Here is a 21,753-nt window from a genome sequence, read left to right as displayed (position 1 = left end):
CACAAAGGGAGTTTCGGGCCGCTCCCGGATAAACATCGAATGCTAAAGAAAAGCGGGCTAGACAAGATGAGCCTCACACTTCCCCGCTTGTCGTGATCCAACTCACAAAAAAAATCAGCAGAGGGGCTTAGTTAACCATCTGCTGATCTAGATCAGTTTTGCACCTCAATCAAAAGCTAATTATGGCGCTTAGCTTGTGTGACTGGCTTAAGCGCTTAGCTCGAGCCAAAGCTCTTAGCCAAATTTTTTAAAGGGCTTAGCAGCATCTGGCCATCAGGAAAGCATTCACATAGCTGCCATCCCGAAAGGCGTAATCTTTGGCCTCGCCTTCGATCTCAAAGCCATGGGACTTATAGAGGGCGACGGCGGCCTCGTTATCGGTATAGACCTCGAGCTCGATGCGCCGTACCGCCAGCCAGTTGGTCGCCAGATCTATCATGGCCCCCAGCAAGGCACTGCCAATCCCCTGCCCTCGGGCCGACTCGCATACCGCCATGCCAAAGTTGGCCACGTGCTTGCGTCTGGCATTGCTATAGACCTCCATGCCGAGCTGGCCCACAATCTTGCCCTCGCGCACGGCCACCAGGCTGTAACAGTTCTCCGGCAGATCCTTCAGCCGCTTCTGCCAGAAGGCCAGCGACGGATAGGGACGCTGCAGGGTGCCGGCATAACAGCTGCGCTGGCCATAGAGGGCAAAAATCCCCTCTATGTCGCCATCTGTGCTGTGACGTATGCTGATCTCTGGGGCTTGGGGGGAATCAAACTGATGCTCTGCCATAAACGTCCTATATTTCCTTATAAAAGAAGGCAATATGCCATAGGGACTGCAAGCTTAGCAATGATAGTATGAGCAAGGCCGCCGCTCCGCTGGCTATAGGCCTAACCCCTAGCACTAATACGCGACACTTACCCCTAGCACTAATCCACAACACTAATCCTTTACACTAATCGGTAACACTAACCCGTAACACTAATTCGCAACCTTAAGCCTTACCCGTAGCAAGCAGCCGCTGCGCCGGATTCCCCATGGCGATAAGCTTTGGCACCTGTTTTTGCGCCTCGCTGAAATCCTGCTTGCTCTGCCAACCGAACCACTGGTTGGCGATTAGCGTCTGCGCCACAGGGCCACCTAGGGTGTTACCCGGGCCGAGCACTATCACACAGTCAGGGGCAAACTCCTTCACTCCAACCGCCATCGCCTGACTGAAGTCATAGGGCGCCACCACCTGATGATCTAAGGTGTAGTTGTGCAGCCTTTCCATGTCGCTTGAGAAGGGGCCCCAGATCTGTCCCCGGCCATCTACCATGGGCAGCTTAGGCCGCTGAAACAGCGACGCGGGCAGTGCCTGCTGACCCCGGCGGGCAATCTCTTGCAGCAGCGGCGAATGGAAGGCGCCGTGGTTATAGAGGCGCATAGGGTAGCGATCTTCCAGCTTGGGCAGATGGGCCTCGGCCTGGGTAAGACCCGCCTCGTTACCCGCCAGCACGCGATAGCCACCTAGATGAATAGAGGTGTAGAGCTCACAGCCCGCCTCCTGGTTCACCTCATCGATGACCTTATCCAGCAGTGCTGTCTTGGCATGGTCCCGGCGCCAGTTCTCACCCATCTCGGGATAGATCATCTGCCCGCCGATTAGCCCGTCACTCATCATGCTGCCCATGGTGTTGATCACCTCGATGGCGCCGCGCTCATCCAGGGCACCGGCCAGTGCCAAGGCGATATACCAGCCCATGGAGTTACCGGTCACCGCCACTATCTCGAAGCGCTCGCGGTCGATATCCATGAAGTCGGCCATGGCGCAGGCATAGATGAGGGCCGAGGCATTCTCCCCCGGCGTATGTAGCTTGAAGGAGTACTTACCCTGGCTATCGAGCTCGGCGATGGCCTTCTGGCCCAAGTCGCGTCGATAGGCATCGATCGCCTCGATAAAGGCGGACTTATCGCCGTGATATCTGGCGAGATAGCCAAGCTCCTCCTTGTTGTAGCATCCTCTTCCCGGCGCCACCACCAAGGCCCTTAGCTTGCCCGCCGCACTACCCGCTTGCTCGTTCTTCATCATCTTGGCTTCCTGTGTCATAAGACTTGTCTCACTCCCGCATCCTGGATGGTTTCACTGCCCTCATCGTCAACGGAATGCTCACCAACCAAGGCCAGTGCAGCCTCGACAATTTGCGAGCGACTCGGCAGCGGCAGGGTCGCCGCCTCGGCCAGCGGAATAAAGCAATCCTCGGCGGTGAGCCTCGCCATCTGCGGCGCGAGATCCCCCAAGCGCTCATGGACGCAGGTCACTATCGCCTCGCTTACCGAGCCGCTGCGGCGGCATTCATCGACGATCAGCAGGTGTTCGCACTCGCTCACCGCAGCTATGATCGCCTCCTCGTTAAGAGGGATGAGATAACGCAGGTCGATCACCCGACAGTCGATGCCGAGCCCAGACAGCTCGCGCTCGGCCTGACGACTGAGATAGTAGCCGTTGCCATAGCTGAGGATGGCCAGCGTCTTACCCTTGCCATAGACCCCCAGCTCACCATAGGGCAGGGCTTTGGCCTTTTCCTGAGGACAATAGTCATGACTCCATAGACCATCTCCCTCCTCATGGAGATCCCGCGTCATGTAGAGTGCAATTGGCTCTAAGAAGATCACCAGTCGCTGCTCCTGTTCGGCCAGTCGCACGCATTCCCGCAGCATCCCCATGGCATCGGCGCCATTGGAGGGACAGGCCAGGATGAGGCCGGGAATGTCGCGAAACACAGCCAATGAGTTGTCGTTATGGAAGTGGCCGCCGAAGCCCTTCTGATAACCCAGGCCGGCGATGCGGATCACCATGGGATTACTAAACTGACCGTTAGAGAAAAACGGCAGGGTCGCCGCCTCGCCGCGGATCTGATCCTCGGCGTTGTGGACATAGGCGAGGAACTGGATCTCGGGAATCGGCAGCAGGCCGTTGTGGGCCATACCTATGGCCAGGCCTAAGATTGAGGTCTCATCCAACAGGGTATTGATCACCCGGTTGGGACCGAAACGCTCCACCAGGCGCGAGGTCACATGATAGACACCGCCCTTCTTGCCCACATCCTCACCGCAGACCACTATGTTCTGTTGGCGCGCCATCAACTCGGTGAGTGTCATGTTGATAAGCTTACCCATGTGCAGCGGTTTACCCAGAGAGTTTTTGTCCGCACTAAAGAGCTGAGCGAATGCCTCATCGGTCAGGTTATGGTGAGTCAGTGGCTTGTCATTGACGGGCGGAATCACCGCCGCCATCGCCGCCTTGGCGCTGGGCAGTTTTGGCCGCTCAACCGCCACCCTGGCGATGGCGGCGATGCGCGATTTGAGCGTCTGATACTGATTGACTATCTCGTCCGGGCTCATAAGCTTAGCTTCGATGATCTGCTTGGCACTGAGCAGCAATGGGTCCTGAGCCTCATTATCGAAGATCTTCTGTTTGCTGAGATAGGCGATTTCGGCGTCGCTGCCGGCATGGCCCATCAGGCGCACGGTTCTGACATGCAAGAAGGCGGGCCTTCGCTTAACCCTGGCATATTCGGCCGCCTGACGGCTGACCCGGTAACAATCCAGCAGGTCCCGCCCATCACAGTAGAAATACTTGATGCCGGCGCGGTCTTTAAAGTTGGCGGCTATCCAGCCGTTTGGGGTCGCGGTAGAGATACCTATACCATTGTCTTCACAGACAAATAGGAGCGGCAGCGGCACCTGCTGGTAAGCGGCCCAGCCGGCGGCGTTGATCGCCGTCTGCGCACTGGCATGGTTGGCCGAGGCGTCGCCGAAGTTACAGAACACCAGGCTGTCCTCGGGCAAGACGCTGTCGATATCTAGCCTATGCGTCAGGGGAATGCTCAGGGCCGCTCCCACCGCCTTGGGCAGATGCGAGGCTATGGTGGAGGTCTGCGGCGGTATCATCAGCCGCTTACTGCCGAGCACCTTGTGACGGCCGCCGGAGATAGGGTCTTCGCTGGAGGCGGCAAAGGAGAGCAGCATGTCCCACAGGGAGGTCTCGCCGGGCACCTGGCGCGCCCTCTCTATCATAAAGGCCGCACTGCGATAGTGCAGAAAAGCCATATCAGTCGGGCGCAGGGCCGCGGCGCAGGCGGCGTTGCCTTCGTGCCCCGAGCTGCCTATGGTGTAGAAGCCCTGATTACGGGCGCGCATCTTACGGGACTCGAGATCCAGCAGACGGCTCTTCATCTGTGACTCGAAGATGCCGACGAAATCGGCGTCACTGAGCCCCAGGCGGGTGTGGCACCAGCCCTGCTCCATCTCTAGGAAATCTTGCTGTGATACACGTTCGACAAATTGCCTGTCGAGGGCAATAGCTCTATCTTCCAAGTTGATCTACCTCAATTGGGCGCAACTAGGCCTATACCACAGGCGTTCACTCGGCCGCTGCGACGAGAAGGCGGAGCGACGCCGTCGCTCCGAGCTGAAGGAGAAGGATTACCCGAAGGCCTGAATGCCGGTCTGCGCACGCCCCAGGATGAGCGCATGAATATCATGGGTACCCTCGTAGGTGTTGACGGCCTCGAGGTTCATCACGTGGCGGATCACATGGAACTCGTCGCTGATGCCGTTACCGCCATGCATGTCGCGGGAGGTACGGGCGATCTCCAGCGCCTTACCGCAGGAGTTACGCTTGATGAGTGAGATGGCCTCTACAGGTAAGGCGTCCTGATCCATCAGGCGACCGGCCTGCAGGCAGGCAAACAAGCCTGTGGTGATCTCTGTCTGCATGTCCGCCAGCTTCTTCTGAATCAGCTGAGTGGCCGCCAGTGGGCGGTTAAACTGAATACGGTCCAGGCTGTATTGACGCGCTGCGTGCCAGCAAAACTCTGCCGCCCCCAGTGCGCCCCAGGCGATGCCGTAGCGGGCCTTGTTGAGACAGCCGAACGGCCCCTTGAGTCCCTCGACGTTGGGCAGCAGCGCCTCTTCGCCCACCTCGACATTGTCCATCACTATCTCACCGGTGATCGAAGCTCTAAGGCTGAACTTCCCCTCAATCTTAGGTGCGCTCAGCCCTTTCATCCCCTTCTCGAGAATGAAGCCACGGATCACGCCGTCGAGCTTGGCCCACACCACAAAAACATCGGCGATAGGCGAGTTAGTGATCCACATCTTGGCGCCATTGAGACGATAGCCGCCGTCGATACGCTCGGCGCGAGTCTTCATCCCACCGGGATCTGAGCCCACATCCGGCTCGGTCAGACCGAAACAGCCCACCCACTCGCCGGTTGCCAGCTTAGGCAGATATTTCTGACGCTGCGCCTCGCTGCCATAGGCATAGATGGGGTGCATCACCAGGGAAGACTGCACGCTCATGGCGCTGCGATAGCCGCTATCGACCCGTTCAATCTCACGGGCCACTAGGCCATAACTGACATAGTTGGCGTTAGCGCAGCCATAGGTCTCGGGCAGGGTCGCCCCCAGGAGCCCGAGCTCGCCCAGTTCATTCATGATCTCACGGTCGAAATGCTCGTTGCGATTGGCCATCAATACCCGGGTCATCAACTTCTCTTGGGCATAGTCGTGCACCATGTCGCGGATCATGCGTTCATCTTCGCTAAGTAACGCATCGAATTGCAGTGGATCTTGCCAATCAAATTTCACTCGAGCCATGAGTCTGTTCCTTGCAGTCATTTATTGTTGTGTTGCAAGTGGTGACTAATTCACCACTTGCTAATTCGACTAGCATAGGCATAATTTATCCGTAGGAAAAATATTCTTTTTGTTTAGCTTACATAGTTATTTCCTATATCTTACGTAAACGTAAAGATGAGCCCCGACACCAACCTAAGAGCCTAACCATGAACCTCAGAGCCCTGAGCTACTTTGTCGCCGTCTACGATAAGGGCACCATCAGCGCCGCCGCCAAGCAATGCTATATCGCCCAGCCCTCTATCTCCTCGGCCATCAGCCAGCTCGAAGACGAGCTCAATACTCAGCTGTTTCAGCGCCACGGCAGAGGTGTGAGCCCCACAGAATCCGCCGAGCGCCTCTATCCCCTGGCTCAGCGGCTGCTAAACGAGTCCAAGGCGATCGCCTCGCTGTTTAATACGCCAGAGCAGCGCCAACCCTTCAAGCTTGGGCTAATCAACTCCCTCGGGGTGCAGCGCATGAGCATGCTGCTCAAAGACTTCAGCCAGGCCTGCCATGATATGGAACTCACCCTGGTCGAGGCCAACGAGCCCTGCGACGCCCGCATCATCACCACCAGCCAGCTAAAGTCGGACGAAGTGTTTCAGCCCATCTGGCATGACGACTACCTGCTAGCGATCCCTTCCAACATGAGCCTGGCCTTGAAAAAGGAGATCCGCCTGCAGGATCTCAGCGGCCAGCCCTTCATTCATCGTGCCCCCTGCGAAGCCTTGGCGGATCTGCAACAGCTGATGGATCTCGAGGGGATAAAGATGCAGATCCGCGCGCGGATCCAGACGGTTGAATATGCGGTAGGCTTGGTAGCGGCCGGCGTCGGCATCGCCCTGGTGCCCGCCCTGCCGGTATTGATGGAGCAAAGCAACATCATCTATAAGGCGATTGGCGATCTGCAGCTCAGGCGCACCGTCGGCCTGGCCATGCAAAGAGAGGGGGAGCGCACCGAGCAGCAGAAACAGTTGCAACAAGTCAGCAAACTCTATAGCTAAAAGGGATCACAGGCTCCCTGTCGCTGCGCAACATTTCGCCAAAATGCAACCAACACAAGGCATCAAGCTGTATCATTTTGCATCAGGAATAGCGAAAACGCTGTGCATATATGACGTAAATGGTAATCTTTGTTCAGACTCCTGTTTGATCCAATTTAGTGTATCTATACCCATGAAAAACAAGCTGCTGACAGGCCTACTTACCTCTTTGCTCCTCTGCTTCGCCGTGCAGGCCGACGAGCAGAAGGTTTGTCATATGGATGATGAATGTGTCGAAGTTGGCCAGTGGCAACTTGGCCTGGCGCTGGGCTATGGCGAGCGCAGCAACCCTGTTCGCGACTACGACGATATCCCCATCTACCTGGCGCCTACCCTGGCCTACTATGGCGACAGATGGTTTTTCGACAATGGGAACCTGGGTTACACCCTGGCGGATGAGGAGCTGTTCAGCGTCAACCTGACCACCAGCTTCAGCAGCGACAGCGCCTACTTCTACCGTTGGGACCCGTCGAACATCTTTATCTCTGGCACCAGTCAGCTCAGCTCAACACCATCGGCATTTACCTCGCGTTTTCAAGCCTTTGGTGCCGAGCCCGAGCCGGTGTTTAATGAGCTGGAAGACAGAAAATTTACACTTCTTGGCGGAGCAGAAGCGTTTATTTACACACCAATGGGTATAATCAACCTCGCCCTGGCCCACGATCTTTTCGATGTGCACTCCGGCATGGAGGCCAAGGTGAAGTGGCTCTACAACCTATCATGGACCGACTGGAAATTTGAATTCGCCGCAGTGGCTAACTGGAAGAGCGAAGAGATCATCAACTACTATTACGGCATACGTCCAAGTGAGAACACCTATTGGAGTGAACGCTACCGTGCCGGTTCTGGCACTAATTTAGGATTAGAATTGACGACACAATACATAATGAGTGAGCACTGGGAGTTGCTCTTCCTGGTACGCTATACCGACTTGGCCGATGAAATCACCGCCAGTCCGCTCGTCACTGAAAGTTACACCAACACCTACTTTATCGGCACTGCCTATAGGTTCTAAGGTTAGTGTTTTCAATGACTTTCAAGCTGATACAGGCAACTCTTGTCATCATTTTACTGTGTAACATTACCTATGCCGCGGGCCAAGAGTCTACGGCCAGCTTGTCGTTGTCACCCCAATTTTGCATCACGGCCGATGTCGAGCAGAGCTGTGAAATCGAGTTGGTACTGAACTGGGAGACCCCCTATCCCCAGGTAGTTTGCATCATGTCGGATCATAACGAGCTGGAGAAGTGGTGCGCCGACTCGCCCAATACCCATTCACTCACCCTGAAGGTTGAGACACAAAAAGATATTCAATTTGTCATGATAGACAAAGAAAGCCACCAAACCTTGGCCGGCGTAAAATTAAAAGTTACCCCTACTTCGGCGCCTCAGGTGAGACGTCGTTATCGCAACCCCTGGAGTCTATTCTAATGACAGAATCTCAATCGACCCATAGAGTCTTGCTCGTCGAAGACGATATTCGTCTGGCAAACCTGATTGTGGATTATTTAAAGTCGCATGGAATGCACGTGGAAGTTGAGCGTCGCGGTGATACCGTATTGACCCGACTGATCAACTACAAACCAGATATCATCTTGCTCGATATCATGCTGCCAGGGATGGATGGCCTTACCCTCTGTGAAAAACTGCCCGACTACTTCGCCGGTCCTATCCTGCTGATGAGCGCCCTGGGTTCCAACGAAGATCAGATCAAGGGACTGGAGCTGGGCGCCGACGACTATGTGGTCAAGCCAGTCGACCCTGCGCTGCTTATCGCCCGCATCAATAATCTGCTGCGACGCACCGCCAAGCCACCGCAGGCGGAGTCTCACTGCCTGAGCTTCGGCAAGCTGAGCATAGATCCCCACACTCAGGCGATTCGCCTTGGCGATCTCGAGGTGGATCTCACCAGCCATGAGTTCGAACTCCTCTGGTTGCTTGCCTCACAGGCGGGCCAGGTACTGAGCCGCCAATATATCTATCAATACCTGCTCAACATAGATTTCGACGGTAAGGACAGGAAGATCGACGTGCGTATCTCACGGCTACGCAAGAAGTTAGGTGACAATATCGAAACCCCATTTAGAATTAAGACGGTATGGGGTCAGGGATATCTGTTCGCCCCAGAAGCCTGGAACAACTAACGGAGCTGCGTTGAAACGACTCTTCATCAGCCTATACCTGCTACTGAGCCTCAGTTTTCTCGGTATAGGCTGGACCTTAGACAGCATCTGGCAAAACAATGTCGACGATAGCGGCGTCCAGGATGCGCCGCTCATCGCCTTAGCCCAGCTGATCGGCAAACTGCCAGAGAGCCAGCGCGAGGCGTTTCTCGCCGAGCTTAGCACCCAACAAAGCTATCCCCTCAGACTACTGCCTAAGGCACAGGTGGCGGTCAACCTGGATGATTCACTCGCGCGCGACAGCGTCCTGGTCACGGCGCCGGACGAGCAACACGAGCTGCATTTTATCCAGGTTGATGACCAACAGATCCTGATGGCCGGCCCCATAGAGATAGATCCCAGAGAGCAGCTGCGCGGCCTGTTTACCCTCTTTTTCTACCTCTCCCTGGCACTGGTCGCACTGATCTGGGTCTGGCCCCTGTCACGGGATCTCAAGACCTTGCGCCTGGCGACCAAGGCATTTGGCCAGGCCAAGTGGGACACCCAGATTCAACTCTCCAGCCGTTCTCAGGTGCAGCCGCTGGCCAGCACCTTCAACGAGATGGCGCGCCACATCAGCGCCCTGATAGAGAACCAGAAACATCTCTCCAACGCCGTCTCCCACGAGATCAGAACGCCCCTGGCCCGGCTCAAATTTGCCCTGGCCCTGGTGCCCCAATACTGCGCGCCGGACTCAGACCCCGCCCAGCGACAGGCGTTTCTCGACGAGATGCAGCAAGATGTCAAAGAGATGGAGACCCTGCTACAGGAGCTGCTGACCTATGCCAGCCTGGAGTCTCAGCAGCAAGATCTGGAGTTTGAGTGCTGCGAGCTGACCCGGCTCACCCAGCAGACCATCAGCCGGCTGCAAAACCGCCACAGCATTCCAATTTATTTTGACGAGCAGACGCCTGAGCTGAAGGTGATGGGCGACCCGTCACTCATCGAGCGGGCACTGCAAAACCTGATCATCAACGCCCAGCGTTTCGCAAAGAGTCATATCACTATCGCCATCGGTCAGGACAACAAATCGGTACAGCTAGAGGTGATGGACGACGGCCCGGGCATAGCCGCCGTGGATCAGGAGAAGATCTTCGAGCCCTTCTATCGCAGCAAGGTGGTACAGAACGGCAACAAGGGCCATGGTCTGGGACTGGCCATCATCAAGCGGATCATGCACAAACACAATGGCCGCGTATCACTGGCCAGCGAGCCTGGCAATACTGTATTTACCCTGAGCTGGCCCAGGGTGAGTACCAACAGACTTAGAAAATAGCTTGCCGGACGCAGGCCTAAACGAGTAAGTGGTTTGTTGATGCGGACGAACGCGACATTGGGTTAACGCCAGCTGAGATCATTCGGTGTCAACGTCGAAGTCCAGCGATTGGGTCGCGGCGGCGCGCTCCTCCAGAATAGCCGTCTTCTTCGCCTTTAACAGGGCCAGGCGACGACGGCGATGGCGCTGCTTACATAGGCGGATCACCTCATTTTTCTGAGCGTCAGAGAAGTTCAGCCAGTTGAAGCGCTCGTCTCTGCTACGCAGGCAGCCCTTGCAATAGCCCCTGGCGTCTGTCTGACAGACACCAATACAGGGACTGGGGATCTCGAAAAACTCTAACTGTTCCATGGGGGCTAGCCGCACCTAATTATCTATGTCATCTTGAATTCGGGCTCACATAAGGGGACGCTAAATGAGCCTATAGTTAAAACATAACCTAATTCTCGACAACTGGCTAAACTTTATTCATATCGCTACACTAAAAACTCTTGTATAAATAAGCTGATAGCTGAATTTATGATTATTTCACAGGAAGCCCTATGAACTCACTACGCCTGCTCATCCTCACAATCGCCGCCTTGCTGCTGGGCGCCTGTGCCAGCAAGCCCACCACAGATTACGATACCCAATATGATTTTGATTCGCTCAAGCGCTTCACCCTGCAGAGACCGGCTAATATCGGCGACCCACTCAGCACTGAGCGAATCGATAGTGCCATCGTCGACAGCCTGACACAGCGCGGCTATAGCCAGGTTGCCGAACAGTCCCAGTTTATGGTGACCTATGGCTTTAAGGTGGTGGACAAGCCCAAGAGCTCTGGTCTCTCAATCGGCTTAGGCACAGGGAGCTGGGGCAGCTCTGGCGGTGTCGGTGTGGGCACCAGCGTCGGCGTGCCGCTGGGTAGCGACAGCGCCAAGATGCAGATCATCCAGATAGATATCGTCGACAGCGCCAGCAATAAGCTTATTTGGCGCGGTAGCGATAAGTTTGATTACGATGACGGCGGCGAGAAGAAGGCCAAAGAGACCCGGGAAACCGTGAACAAAATTCTTTCTCAGTTTCCCCCTAAGGCCCAATAATCTCCCCGGGCGCTATTGATGGGCGTTGACCGTGCGCCCCTTTGCCCAATCACGCAGCGCGGCCAGCTTTTCCCGCATCACCACGGACAAGGGTCGCGTCTTCATCAACTCACCCAGCAGCAGCTGCTGTGACACGCTCTGCTCCAACGCCCGCGCCGTGTAACGGGCCGAGATGATCGCCTGCTCTATCTCGGCGCCGGAGAAGCCCTGACTGGCCTGTGACAGCTTGGCCAGATCAAAGTTAAGCGGGTCCAGCTGACGACGCTTCAGATGGATCAGGAAGATCGCCTGGCGCACACTATCGTCTGGCAGATCCACGAAGAAGATCTCATCCATCCTGCCCTTACGCATCAGCTCCGGTGGCAAGGCACTGATGTCGTTGGCCGTGGCCACCAGAAACACCTCAGATTTACGCTCGGCCATCCAGGTGAGCAGCGCCCCGAGTATCCGCTTAGAGGTGCCATCATCGCTGCTGCCGCTGCTGAGCCCCTTCTCTATCTCGTCTATCCACAAGACACAGGGGGCCATAAGATCCGCCAGCGCCAGGGCGTTGCGCAGATTCTTCTCTGTCTCGCCAATATACTTGTTATACAGCGCCGACATATCCAGACGCAACAGGGGTCGCTGCCACATGCCCGCCACCGCCTTGGCCGCCAGGCTCTTGCCGCTGCCCTGTACCCCCAGCAGCAGAATCCCCTTGGGATGATCGACCCGCCCCTCCGCACTCGATGCAGGACTGCGCTGGGAGAGCCATTTCTTGAGGTTATGCAGGCCAGCCACCTGAGAGAAGTCGCTGGTGTCATATTCGAACTGTAATACCCCTTCCATATCCAGCAGCTTAAACTTGCCCTGGTTGATCCTGTCGACATCCGAGTGGGTGATCGCTCCGTCATCCACTATCGCCTTGTGGGCCAGGCGACGGGCATCGTCGAAGGTCAGCCCCCTGAGGTTCTCCGCCAGTTTGATCACCGCATCTTCATCGACACTCTGCAGCAGACCATCGGCACGGGCCCTGTCTATCTGCTCGTAGATGAGATTTTGCAGCTGCGCCGTATCTGGCAGCGAGATGGAGAAATGGGCGCAGTAGCGTTTGATCTCGGGCGGAATGTCGAAGGCATGGCTCACCAGGACTATGGTATGTTTCAGCGCCTCATACTCCAGCGCGATCTCCTTGAGCAGGCGCACATTCTTGGGCGCGTTGTCGACGAAGGGGTGAAAGTCACACAACACATAGATCCCCTGCTGACTGGTGGACTTAATCTGCCCCAGGATCTCGGTGGGATCAGTGTTGAACTTCTGGGTCCCCATCTTCACATCGGCGCGGGTCAGCCCCTGGGTGATGCTCCAGGTGAATAGCGGCTGATATAAGATGGTCGACACCCGCTTTAGCAACTCAATTACCCGGTACTCTTCGTAGGTTTCGATCACCACTATGGGGGTGTTTGAGCGCAGGACGGCGGTGAGATCCCTGATATCTTGCATAATCATCCTTAGAAAAATAGTGGGTCGCCAGGCGCTATACTCGCTTAATCGGCCTGGGGACGGCATCAGCTATTGATACCCCACAAGCCGGGGAAATTCAATCTCAGAGGTAATGGGCGGCACATTTCGCCGCAGCAGTGATCCCAAGGGGGCTCACTGGCGTAGAAATAGATCGCTATTGCAAAATGTCTCTAAGCGTATCAATTCAGGCTATAGTCCTAGGTAATTGGTTGGCAAAAAAATAATAATTAGCCCCTGTCGCCGATTAGTGCCTTGTTAATCTATGTACCGCAACCCAAAGGTGTTCAGATGTTTGGTTTTAATCGAAAAAAAGCGCTAGCCCCACAGGACGAGAATTATCAGGCCCTGTGTGACGATAGTCAGATGCTTAGGGCGATTCGCCAGAGCGCGCCTTTTATCGAGTTCACCATAGAGGGGAAAATTTTATCGGCCAATCAGCAATTTCTCTCCGCCATCGGCTATAGGCTGGAGGAGATACAGGGCCAGCACCATAAGCTGCTCTGCAGCCCGTCACTAGCCAGCAGCGCCGCCTATCGCACCTTCTGGCAAAATCTCGCCAGGGGCGAGGCCAATCACGGCACCTTTCAGCGCCAACACAAGGATGGCTCACCAATCTGGATCGAGGCCACCTATGTGCCGGTTGCCGACGACACGGGGCGCATCGCTAAGGTGGTCAAGATCGCCAGCGACGTTACCCAGGAGAAACTGCAGGCAGAGCGGCAAGAAGCGATATTCGATGCCTTAAATAAGTCTCTTGCTTATATCGAGTTTACCCCGCAAGGGGAGATCATCAACGCCAACGCCAACTTTTGTAGCGCCATGGGCTACTCGCTCGAGCAATTAAAGGGGCAACACCACCGCCTCTTCTGCACCGAGGCCTTCATGCGCCAGCACCCCGACTTCTGGGCCGATCTCGCCAAGGGGCGTTTTCAGTCCGGCCTGTTTGAGCGCGTCACCAGACATGGGCAAGCCATCTGGTTAGAAGCCACCTATAACCCGGTGTTCGACGATACAGGCCGGGTCGTACGGGTGGTTAAACTGGCCAGCGACATCACCCCGCGCATGTTGCATCAACAGGCGGTGCAGGAGGCATCGCAACTCGCGCACCAAAGCGCAGTAGAAACCGTAGAGATCACCGGCCAGGGGGCAAGCACCCTGAGCACCGCCACCAGCCTGGCCAATGAGATCGATGGTGCGGTGGCCGATGCCACAAGGCTGATGGGCGAACTGGCGCAGCAGTCGCAGCAGATCAGCCAGATAGTGCACACCATCGCCAAGGTAGCGGATCAGACTAACCTGCTGGCGCTCAACGCCGCCATCGAGGCGGCCCGCGCCGGCGAACAGGGCCGTGGTTTCGCCGTAGTTGCCGACGAAGTACGTAACCTAGCGGCCAACACCTCCAATGCCACCCAGGATATCGAGCGCATCGTCGCCCGCAACAGCGAGCTGACCCAAGTGTCTGAGCAGGGGATGCAGTCGATTCAGCAGAAGGTCTCCCTCTCCAATCAACAGCTGGCGGCCACCCAGGCGTTGATCGACGAGATCCGCCGCGGGGCGCAGCAGGTAGCAGATACTGTCAATTGCCTGGTCAGCAAAGACTGAACCCTTATGATTTACATTGAATAGACAGCTAAGCCCAAGAAAACAAAGCACCAGTAAAACAAAAGGCCCACCATGGGGCCTTTTAATGACGATTTATAATCTAGCAAGTAAGGCTTAATGGAACAGGTAGTTCAACCAACCCTGCATCCGCAGCAACACCTTGCGCATCACAGCCACGTGGGAGAAATGCTCGGTATAGACAGCCGCCTGACCCGATACCCCGGCGGGGAAATTACGTTTCGCCTCGTGATCATCGAGCTCTATCAAGACGATGGCACGCCCCCTAGGCAGCAGCGCCATGGAGGAGATGAGCGAACCCTGAGACTGAAACTCGCCCTCGGCCATGGCTGGCAGCACCTTGGCCACCCGCCCCTTAAACACCTGACCCGGCGCGGCGTCTAAGATCATCTCGGCTTCATCCCCCTCCTTGAGTCGCAGCAGAGAGTTTTGCCAGAAGGCGCCGGCAAAGTAGCGATCCTCATCGGGAATAAAACTCACCAGAGAGCGCAGCGGCATAGGCACAGCAATCACCCCGGGGCGCAGTGCCATCTGAGTCACTATGCCATCGGCCGGAGCCCGCACCACAGTGTGCTCGAGATCGTACAGCGCCTTGTCCAGCTCGGCCCTAATCCCGGCCACCTTGGTATTGACGCCATCGACGTTGGATTCATAGGCAAGTCTGACTCTCAACTCCTCGGATCGCGCCGCGGTGAGCTGCGCCTCTGAGGCCATGTAGAGTTGGCGCTTGTTATCCAGCTCAAGCTCGGTGAAGGGCGAATTGGCCCCGCCGCGCTTGCGTCCCTTCTCATAACGCTCGAACGCCGACTTAGTGCGGTCTCTGTCCGCCGTGGCGCGCTCCACACTGGCCTGCGCCGTCTGCCAGGCCGCCTCCAACTGAGGCACCTCAAGCTCGGCGGCCGCCAGTGCCGCGCGCTTCTGCATCACCACCGCCTCGAAGGGGGCGGGATCGATACGAAACAGCACATCCCCCTTCTTCAGGGGCACATTGGGTTTCGCCTCGACACTGGTCACTAGGCCGCGCACCGCAGGGTTAATGGGCACGGTCGCAAACACCTGACGGGCATAGGGGGTATAGGGATGGTTGTAGTTCATCAAGAGCACCAGGGCGCCGACGATCACTATGCCGCCGAGAATCGCCGTGGGCACTGTCCATTTGTTTAAGGGTATCTTGAAGATCTTAAAGATGGCGATACAGATGGCGGTATAGGTCAGAATGAGTAGCAGATCCATCTTATGACTCCTTCTCTTGATCGTTGGACGGCGTCTCGACCACATGCAGGGCCGTTTGCCCGCCCTCGACCGCGCTGAGTCGCTGCTCAAGCTGGGCTATGGTCTGATTGAGCTGTTTCACCTCATCTTCCAGCGCCAGCTCGCGCTCGACCACCTTGTTGAAACCCCAGCCTCTGTCTTCGCGATACAGGGTCGCCCAGATCCACAGGAAGGGCCAGATGGCATGCAGGGTAAACAGGCTCACCCAGCCGGCAACATGCAGGGCATCTTGCTGGGGATGATTACGCTTCTTGGCTATCTCATAGGGAATATCGTGGATGACGATCACCCCATAAAACAGGAAAACGGCGACAAAAATGATGACGCCTAACGCAAAGTAATCCAGAAACACGGCTCGCTCCTTACTCTTATTTAATCCATTTAACAGGCGGCGCACCACCCCATTGAGACTGGCGCAAACGGGTAAATCTCGCAACATTACTTTAACTATACTAGTCATAAATTGCTGATATTTCTTTTCTAATTCGCGTCAGAATCTTGATCCAGTACACACTTGTCGGCGCAAAGGGTCTGCTTATTCCTGTGGACGGGGTAAGATGATCGCCAAATAACCTAAGTTGGGCGAACGACCCACTCAAGATAAAAAGGTACCCACACCATGATAGGCACACCCTATTCACGCGGCGCGCTGCGCGCCATGCTGCTTGGCTGCGGCGAACTCGGCAAAGAAGTTGCCATCGAATTACAACGTCTGGGGGTCGAAGTAATTGGCGTCGACCGCTATCCCAACGCCCCGGCGATGCAGGTCAGTCACAGATTTCATGTGATCAACATGCTGGACGGCGAGGCCCTGCGCGCCATCATAGAGCAGGAACAACCTCACCTGGTGATCCCCGAGATCGAAGCAATCGCCACCCAGACTCTGGTTGAGATGGAGGCCCAAGGCCTTAAGGTGATCCCAACGGCCAAGGCCGCCCAGCTCACCATGGATCGCGAGGGTATACGCCGCCTGGCCGCCGAGACGCTGGGGCTGCCCACCTCACCCTATTTCTTCTGTGACACCCAGGCAGAATTTGAGCAGGCTGTCACCGACATAGGTCTGCCCTGCGTCGTCAAGCCTGTGATGAGCTCGTCGGGTAAGGGCCAGAGCATCATTCGCAGCGAGGAGCAGATCCTCGCGGCATGGCGTTATGCCCAGGATGGTGGCCGCGCCGGTAGTGGCCGGGTAATCGTCGAAGGCTTCGTGCCCTTCGACTATGAGATCACCCTGCTCACCGTCAGCGCCGTCAATGGCATCCACTTCTGCGACCCCATAGGCCACCGTCAGGAAGATGGTGACTACCGTGAGTCCTGGCAGCCTCAGGCCATGTCTGATGCCGTGCTTGCCAAGGCGCAGGAGATAGGCCGCAAGGTGGTCGAGGCACTGGGTGGCTACGGTCTATTTGGCGTCGAGCTGTTTATCAAGGGAGAGGAGGTTTACTTCTCTGAGGTATCACCTCGCCCCCACGATACCGGCCTGGTGACACTCATCAGCCAAGATCTGTCTGAGTTCGCCCTGCATGTACGCGCCATCTTAGGCCTGCCGATCGCCAACATAGTGCAGCACGGCCCATCGGCCTCGGCGGTGATCCTGGCAGAAGGCACCAGCCACAACATAGGCTACCAGGGGATGGCACAGGCACTCGTTAAGCCCAATACTCAGCTACGCCTGTTCGGCAAGCCGGATATCGACGGTCGCCGCCGTCTCGGTGTCGGCCTGGCCCGTGGCAATACCATCGATGAGGCGATCGACAAGGCGCTTAACGTGGCTAAACAGGTCGAGGTGATTCTGGATTAATCCGGCAAAACTATGACAAAAAGGGCGCCTCTTCTCATGAATCAGGCGCCCTTTGTCTATCTAGATTAAAGTCTTATCAGAACTTAATTCACCAGGTTCACCGGCTGACCCGCCAGATAGCCCTTGAGGTTATCGACCGCTATCGTCAGCAGTTGCTGGCGCGCCTCCCTGGTCGCCCAGGAGTTATGCGGGCTGATGCTGATATGAGGTGCGCTCAGCAGCGGATTGTCAGCCTGAGGCGGCTCGCTAGAGAGCACATCCACCCCGGCGGCGGCAATCTCCCCCTGTGCCAGGGCATCGGCCAGTGCCTGCTCATCCACCAAACCGCCTCTGGCCGTGTTGATTAAGATGGCATTTGGCTGCATGGCGCTGAGCCGTTCTCGGTTAATCAACTTCTCGGTGTCCGACGTTAGCGGACAGTGCAGTGAGATGATATCGGCGCAGGCAAAGAGCGCCTCACGCTCGCACCAGCTGACACCTTCTGGGAGGTCGTGCTTAATAGAAGGCGTGTTGACCAGCACCCGCATCTGAAACGCCTTCGCAATAGTGGCCACCTGCCGACCTATGTCGCCAAACCCTACCAAGCCGAGGGTTTTACCCTTGAGGGATTGTAGCGGCGCCAGGGTAAAGCAGAAATCTGGCGCCTGAGACCAGGCACCGGCCACCACGGCGTTGTGATGGTCCGACAAACGCTGGGTGTGATGAAGAATATGGGCAAACACCATCTGGGCCACCGCATCCGGGCCATAGCCAGGCACATTGGTCACCTTGATCCCAAGCTCGCTGGCGGCATTAATATCCACCACATTGGTGCCAGTGGCGAGCACACCGATATACTCAAGATCTGGCAGCGCCCTGAGCGCATCGGCGTCGAGCACAGTCTTATTGGTCAGCAGCACCTGGGCCCCCTGAGCGCGATCCAGGAGTTCGGCCGGGGAGGTTCTGTCAAAGCAGTGAAACTCGCCCAGCGCCGCGAGGGGCTTCCAGTCGAGATCGCCAGAGTTGAGGGTGTAACCATCGAGTACCACTATCTTCATTAAGACTGCTCTCTTATGGGTTAAAAGGTGTATTTAAATCCGGCGTTCACTTGGCCCTGCCACATGACATCGGCACGGATATTCCAGATACAGCGGTTGGCATCGCAAAACAGCGCATTATCGCTATTGATAAAGGTGGCGTAGCCGCGGCCATCGGCAAACAGGCTGAAGTTATCGCCGAGCAGGTACTCCACCCCGCCTCCAATTCCCATTGAGAAGCGTGACTCGTCGGAGAAATCCCCTGACGGGCGCATCTGAGTCATACCGACACTGACGGTAACATAGGGACGCAGATTGCCCTTGGGGAAATAGAGCGAGCCACCCAGGTGGACGTAATCCAGCTCAAGCTTTGCCAAACGGTTGGGGTTGAACATGCCCGAGGCATGCATATCTGTGCTCTGGTGGCTGTAAAGCAGGTAGACATCGCCGGGATCCCGGGTCTTCATCCCCAATATGATGCCATAGTGGCTGGAATCCTTGATGCTGATACTACCCTGGGTATTAGTATCTATATCGGTGGCATCGAGATCACTGGCGCCGAAGCTGTAGCCACCGAAGGGGGCGACGAAGATATCCGACTCTGCCCAAACAGACTGGGCCCAGAAAGACTGGGCTGCCATCCATGCTAAGAGTCCTGTCAATAAGATCAGCCTTGTTCGCTTCATCGCCCTCTCCTTTGTTAGATAATCACCTCATGGCGCGGTCTTGCTTTACCCTGTCGTAGGCGGCCTGAATATCCTGCGCCTTCTGTTTGGCCAGCTCCATCATCTCGGCGGGTAACCCCTTGGCGACCAGCTTGTCGGGGTGGTGCTCGTTCATCAACTTACGATAGGCGCGCTTCACCTGCTGATCCGAGGCCTGCTCATCCAGACCCAATACCTCGTAGGCATCCTTGATGGAGGTCTGCTGGCGACCATGGCGCTGGAAGTTCACTTCCGCCTGCCAGCGCTTGAGCAGCTCATCGAGTTGCTCGCGGCTAAAGCCCAGCTCCTGCGCCACGGTTAAAAGTATGGCATGTTCTTTGGCATCTAGCTTGGCATCCGACAGGGCGGTCTGGATCTGGATCTCCAGAAACATCTGCAGCAGCTCCCGGCGCCCCATGGAGATCAACCTGAAGGTGCGCAGCGACGCCTTAAGATCGAAATCAGCGGCCTTGCCCTGGGTAAAGGCCGCCTGGGCCTCGCGGCGGGCATCGCCGCTCAGACGCATCTGATCCATCAGCGCAGTCGCCAAGCGAATATCATGTTCTGTCACCTGCCCCGAGGCCTTGGCCACGTGGCCCATCACGGCAAAGGCGGTGTTGAAGAACAGCGCCTGGCGATCGCTGCCCTTACCCATCAATTTTTCCACCTCGCAACGCTTCTTGTCATAGAGGTGGCCGAGCCAGAGACCTATGAGTCCGCCTATGATGCGGCCAAACATGAAACCTATGGCGAATCCGAAAAACTTACCCCAAATCTTCATCTAACAACCTTAGTGTGTGAAAGTGTCGCCCCAGTGTTTGATTGTGCCGCCCTTAACTCGGCGTCCAGTGACTCCAGCCTTTCCAGCGTGCCCACATCGCACCAGAGATGCGGATAATACTCGCCGCCGATCAGCCCCTGCTGCATCTTGGATCTTAACAGCGGCGCCTGGCCGAAACGGCCACTAGGGGCACCGGCGAAAAAACGCGGATGGTAGATAGCCATGCCGGAAAAAGTCAGCTTAGGCTCGTCCTCATCATTCACCTTGCCATCCCTTAGGGCAAAATCGCCCTCTGGGTGCTGCTTAGGGTTATCCACCAACCAGAGATAGGCCTCCTGCTCGCTCATTAGCTCTGCTATCTTTGCCGTATTGAGTGCGGCATCCAGCGCCAACCCCTTAACACTTGGCAAGCTGTCGATATAGACATCGCCATTGAGCACCAAAAAAGGCTCATCCCCAAGCAGAGGCAAGGCCTGCTTGATACCGCCGCCCGTCTCGAGCGCCTCTGTCTCTGGGCTGTAGCTGATACTCACGCCCCAGGCGCTGCCATCCCCCAGACTGGCCTCTAGCTTGTGGCCCAGCCAGGCGTGGTTGATCACTATCTCTGTGATGCCAAGGGCTGCGAGACGCTCTATGTGATAGACGATGAGCGGCTTGCCCGCGACTTCTGCTAGCGGTTTAGGCAGGGTGTCGGTCAGGGGGCGCAGGCGTTCACCGCGACCGGCGGCGAGTATCATGGCCTTCATCACAGCGCCTCCGTCTTGCTTGCCAGTTGAGACAACTTGTCGCTCGTCATCTGCGGCATCACCTCACGCCTTAACCAGGCAACAAACTCGGCAAACTCAGGATATTGCGCCCCTATGTCACATACATAATTCAGGGTCAGGGGAATATCATTAAGGTAGCCCGGCTTGGCGTCACGATAGTTGAGACGGCAGAAGATCCCCGCCGCCTTGAGGTGGCGCTGCATCCCCATGAGATCGAACCAGCGGCGATACTGAGCTGCATCTACCTCATTGCCTAGGCGGCCCAGGGCGCGCATCTGCCTATAGTGCTGCTCGAGTAAAGACTCGACCACGTCGAGCGGCCAGCGCACATAGCAGTCGCGCAGCAAGGAGACGGCGTCATAGGTGATGGGACCTAAGACAGCATCTTGAAAATCGATCACCGCCAGCTCGTCATCACACAACATGAGATTACGACTGTGATAGTCCCTGTGCATGCCTACCTTGGGCTGCTGGGCGACGTTATCGATAAGCAGGTCGAAACAATTATCGATTATCTGCCGGGTCTGGCTATTTAGCCTCAGCTTAAGATGATGTTCGAGCAGCCACTCAACGAAAATATTCAGCTCACGCAGCACGAAGGCGTCATCATAATTGGGCAAGGGCTGCCCCGCCGCCGAAGTGATGGTCTGTAGCTTATCGAGCAATCCAAGAGCCTTGCCATAATAGTGACCTACGTTGTCTAGGTTCAGCACCTCGAGCAGCTGGGTATCGCCGAGATCCGAGAGCAGAAGATAGCCTTGGGATAGATCGGCGGCCTTAACCTCAGGCGCCAGTATGCCATGGTCGTGATAGGCGTTTGCTAGGGCGATAAAAGGGGCGACGGGCACCAGATCCGGCGGCGAGTCCATGGCGATAAACGTCTGGTTTGAAAACTGGACACGATAGTAGCGGCGAAAACTGGCGTCACCGGAAATTAAGGCGACTCGCGCCTCATCGCCTAAAGTTCGCGCTATCCATGAATTAAGGGCAAGAAATCTTGGATCTGACAAGGGCACCTCATGGCTCTTAGAAGAAAATTGCTTTATTATAAAGCAAAATAGAAACAGCAATTAAGA

21 protein-coding genes are annotated in these 21,753 nt (G+C 56.3%); 8 read left to right on the top strand and 13 right to left on the bottom strand.

Annotation, left to right across the window (positions count from 1 at the left end):
- Nucleotides 1-256 precede the first annotated feature (256 nt).
- The 4 genes from K0I31_RS04585 to K0I31_RS04570 form a co-directional block, all read right to left on the bottom strand.
- Entirely contained in the window at nucleotides 257-778 is a 522-nt protein-coding gene (locus K0I31_RS04585; protein ID WP_220080058.1) for a GNAT family N-acetyltransferase, read from the bottom strand.
- Between the two features lie 205 nt (nucleotides 779-983).
- Nucleotides 984-2,078: an ACP S-malonyltransferase gene (locus tag K0I31_RS04580; protein WP_220080057.1), complete on the bottom strand. Its 1,095-nt coding sequence runs from the start codon at nucleotides 2,076-2,078 to the stop codon at nucleotides 984-986.
- Entirely contained in the window at nucleotides 2,075-4,348 is a 2,274-nt protein-coding gene (locus K0I31_RS04575; protein WP_220080056.1) for a dehydrogenase E1 component subunit alpha/beta, read from the bottom strand. Before K0I31_RS04575 ends, K0I31_RS04580 begins: the two co-directional genes overlap by 4 nt.
- Before the next feature lie 108 nt (nucleotides 4,349-4,456).
- Nucleotides 4,457-5,632: an acyl-CoA dehydrogenase gene (locus tag K0I31_RS04570; protein WP_220080055.1), complete on the bottom strand. Its 1,176-nt coding sequence runs from the start codon at nucleotides 5,630-5,632 to the stop codon at nucleotides 4,457-4,459.
- A 188-nt stretch (nucleotides 5,633-5,820) separates the two neighbouring features.
- Between K0I31_RS04570 and K0I31_RS04565 the strand changes: the two genes are divergently transcribed.
- The 5 genes from K0I31_RS04565 to K0I31_RS04545 all read left to right on the top strand — a co-directional run bounded on the left by K0I31_RS04565 (nucleotide 5,821) and on the right by K0I31_RS04545 (nucleotide 10,134).
- Nucleotides 5,821-6,657, top strand: a complete 837-nt coding sequence (locus K0I31_RS04565; protein ID WP_220080054.1) for a LysR family transcriptional regulator — start codon at nucleotides 5,821-5,823, stop codon at nucleotides 6,655-6,657.
- A 172-nt stretch (nucleotides 6,658-6,829) separates the two neighbouring features.
- Nucleotides 6,830-7,711, top strand: a complete 882-nt coding sequence (locus tag K0I31_RS04560; RefSeq protein WP_220080053.1) for a MipA/OmpV family protein — start codon at nucleotides 6,830-6,832, stop codon at nucleotides 7,709-7,711.
- Between the two features lie 14 nt (nucleotides 7,712-7,725).
- The gene (locus K0I31_RS04555) at nucleotides 7,726-8,127 is read left to right on the top strand and encodes a DUF3019 domain-containing protein (protein WP_011864702.1); all 402 of its coding nucleotides are present in this window, start codon (nucleotides 7,726-7,728) and stop codon (nucleotides 8,125-8,127) included.
- On the top strand, nucleotides 8,127-8,840 hold the full coding sequence (locus K0I31_RS04550) for a response regulator (RefSeq protein ID WP_011864701.1): 714 nt from the start codon (nucleotides 8,127-8,129) through the stop codon (nucleotides 8,838-8,840). Before K0I31_RS04555 ends, K0I31_RS04550 begins: the two co-directional genes overlap by 1 nt.
- 10 nt (nucleotides 8,841-8,850) lie before the next feature.
- A complete protein-coding gene (locus K0I31_RS04545) occupies nucleotides 8,851-10,134 on the top strand; it encodes an ATP-binding protein (RefSeq protein WP_220080052.1) in 1,284 nt (427 codons plus the stop codon).
- 78 nt (nucleotides 10,135-10,212) lie between these two features.
- Here K0I31_RS04545 and K0I31_RS04540 read toward each other — a convergent pair whose 3' ends face one another.
- Entirely contained in the window at nucleotides 10,213-10,485 is a 273-nt protein-coding gene (locus K0I31_RS04540) for a DUF1289 domain-containing protein (protein ID WP_220080051.1), read from the bottom strand.
- Nucleotides 10,486-10,676: 191 nt separating this feature from the next.
- On the opposite strand from K0I31_RS04540, the gene K0I31_RS04535 reads away from it, so the two are divergent.
- Nucleotides 10,677-11,216 carry a DUF4136 domain-containing protein gene (locus K0I31_RS04535; RefSeq protein ID WP_220044438.1) on the top strand — a complete coding sequence of 180 codons (540 nt, stop codon included), beginning with the start codon at nucleotides 10,677-10,679 and terminating at the stop codon, nucleotides 11,214-11,216.
- Between the two features lie 12 nt (nucleotides 11,217-11,228).
- Here K0I31_RS04535 and K0I31_RS04530 read toward each other — a convergent pair whose 3' ends face one another.
- On the bottom strand, nucleotides 11,229-12,698 hold the full coding sequence (locus K0I31_RS04530; protein ID WP_220080050.1) for an AAA family ATPase: 1,470 nt from the start codon (nucleotides 12,696-12,698) through the stop codon (nucleotides 11,229-11,231).
- Between the two features lie 309 nt (nucleotides 12,699-13,007).
- Here K0I31_RS04530 and K0I31_RS20165 point away from each other — a divergent pair, with 309 nt between their 5' ends.
- Nucleotides 13,008-14,321: a methyl-accepting chemotaxis protein gene (locus K0I31_RS20165; RefSeq protein WP_220080049.1), complete on the top strand. Its 1,314-nt coding sequence runs from the start codon at nucleotides 13,008-13,010 to the stop codon at nucleotides 14,319-14,321.
- 114 nt (nucleotides 14,322-14,435) lie between these two features.
- Here the strand turns inward: K0I31_RS20165 and K0I31_RS04520 are convergent, their stop codons facing one another.
- Entirely contained in the window at nucleotides 14,436-15,572 is a 1,137-nt protein-coding gene (locus tag K0I31_RS04520; RefSeq protein WP_011864695.1) for an HlyD family secretion protein, read from the bottom strand.
- A gap of 1 nt (nucleotide 15,573) precedes the next feature.
- Nucleotides 15,574-15,963, bottom strand: a complete 390-nt coding sequence (locus K0I31_RS04515) for a DUF3302 domain-containing protein (protein WP_220080776.1) — start codon at nucleotides 15,961-15,963, stop codon at nucleotides 15,574-15,576.
- A gap of 267 nt (nucleotides 15,964-16,230) precedes the next feature.
- Here K0I31_RS04515 and purT point away from each other — a divergent pair, with 267 nt between their 5' ends.
- On the top strand, nucleotides 16,231-17,409 hold the full coding sequence (purT, locus tag K0I31_RS04510; protein WP_220080048.1) for a formate-dependent phosphoribosylglycinamide formyltransferase: 1,179 nt from the start codon (nucleotides 16,231-16,233) through the stop codon (nucleotides 17,407-17,409).
- 83 nt (nucleotides 17,410-17,492) lie between these two features.
- On the opposite strand, the gene K0I31_RS04505 is transcribed toward purT, so the two are convergent.
- Genes K0I31_RS04505 through K0I31_RS04485 form a run of 5 tightly spaced genes read right to left on the bottom strand, consistent with a single transcriptional unit; the run spans nucleotide 17,493 to nucleotide 21,693 of the window.
- Nucleotides 17,493-18,446 carry a D-2-hydroxyacid dehydrogenase gene (locus tag K0I31_RS04505; RefSeq protein WP_220080047.1) on the bottom strand — a complete coding sequence of 318 codons (954 nt, stop codon included), beginning with the start codon at nucleotides 18,444-18,446 and terminating at the stop codon, nucleotides 17,493-17,495.
- Between the two features lie 20 nt (nucleotides 18,447-18,466).
- On the bottom strand, nucleotides 18,467-19,111 hold the full coding sequence (locus K0I31_RS04500) for an outer membrane beta-barrel protein (RefSeq protein ID WP_220080046.1): 645 nt from the start codon (nucleotides 19,109-19,111) through the stop codon (nucleotides 18,467-18,469).
- 22 nt (nucleotides 19,112-19,133) lie between these two features.
- Nucleotides 19,134-19,910, bottom strand: a complete 777-nt coding sequence (djlA, locus tag K0I31_RS04495) for a co-chaperone DjlA (protein ID WP_220080045.1) — start codon at nucleotides 19,908-19,910, stop codon at nucleotides 19,134-19,136.
- Nucleotides 19,907-20,656 (bottom strand): N-acetylmuramate alpha-1-phosphate uridylyltransferase MurU, encoded by a 750-nt coding sequence (gene murU / locus K0I31_RS04490; RefSeq protein ID WP_220080044.1) that lies wholly within the window; start codon nucleotides 20,654-20,656, stop codon nucleotides 19,907-19,909. The genes djlA and murU overlap by 4 nt, the downstream gene beginning before the upstream one ends.
- Complete coding sequence (locus K0I31_RS04485) at nucleotides 20,656-21,693, bottom strand: aminoglycoside phosphotransferase family protein (protein WP_220080043.1); 1,038 nt, start codon at nucleotides 21,691-21,693, stop codon at nucleotides 20,656-20,658. The genes murU and K0I31_RS04485 overlap by 1 nt, the downstream gene beginning before the upstream one ends.
- Nucleotides 21,694-21,753 lie beyond the last annotated feature (60 nt).

It is taken from the genome of Shewanella spartinae (assembly GCF_019457555.1).
In the GTDB taxonomy this organism is placed as follows: domain Bacteria; phylum Pseudomonadota; class Gammaproteobacteria; order Enterobacterales; family Shewanellaceae; genus Shewanella; species Shewanella loihica.
The sequence above is the reverse complement of the archived record's forward strand: the minus strand, read 5'-3'. Positions and strand labels throughout refer to the sequence as shown.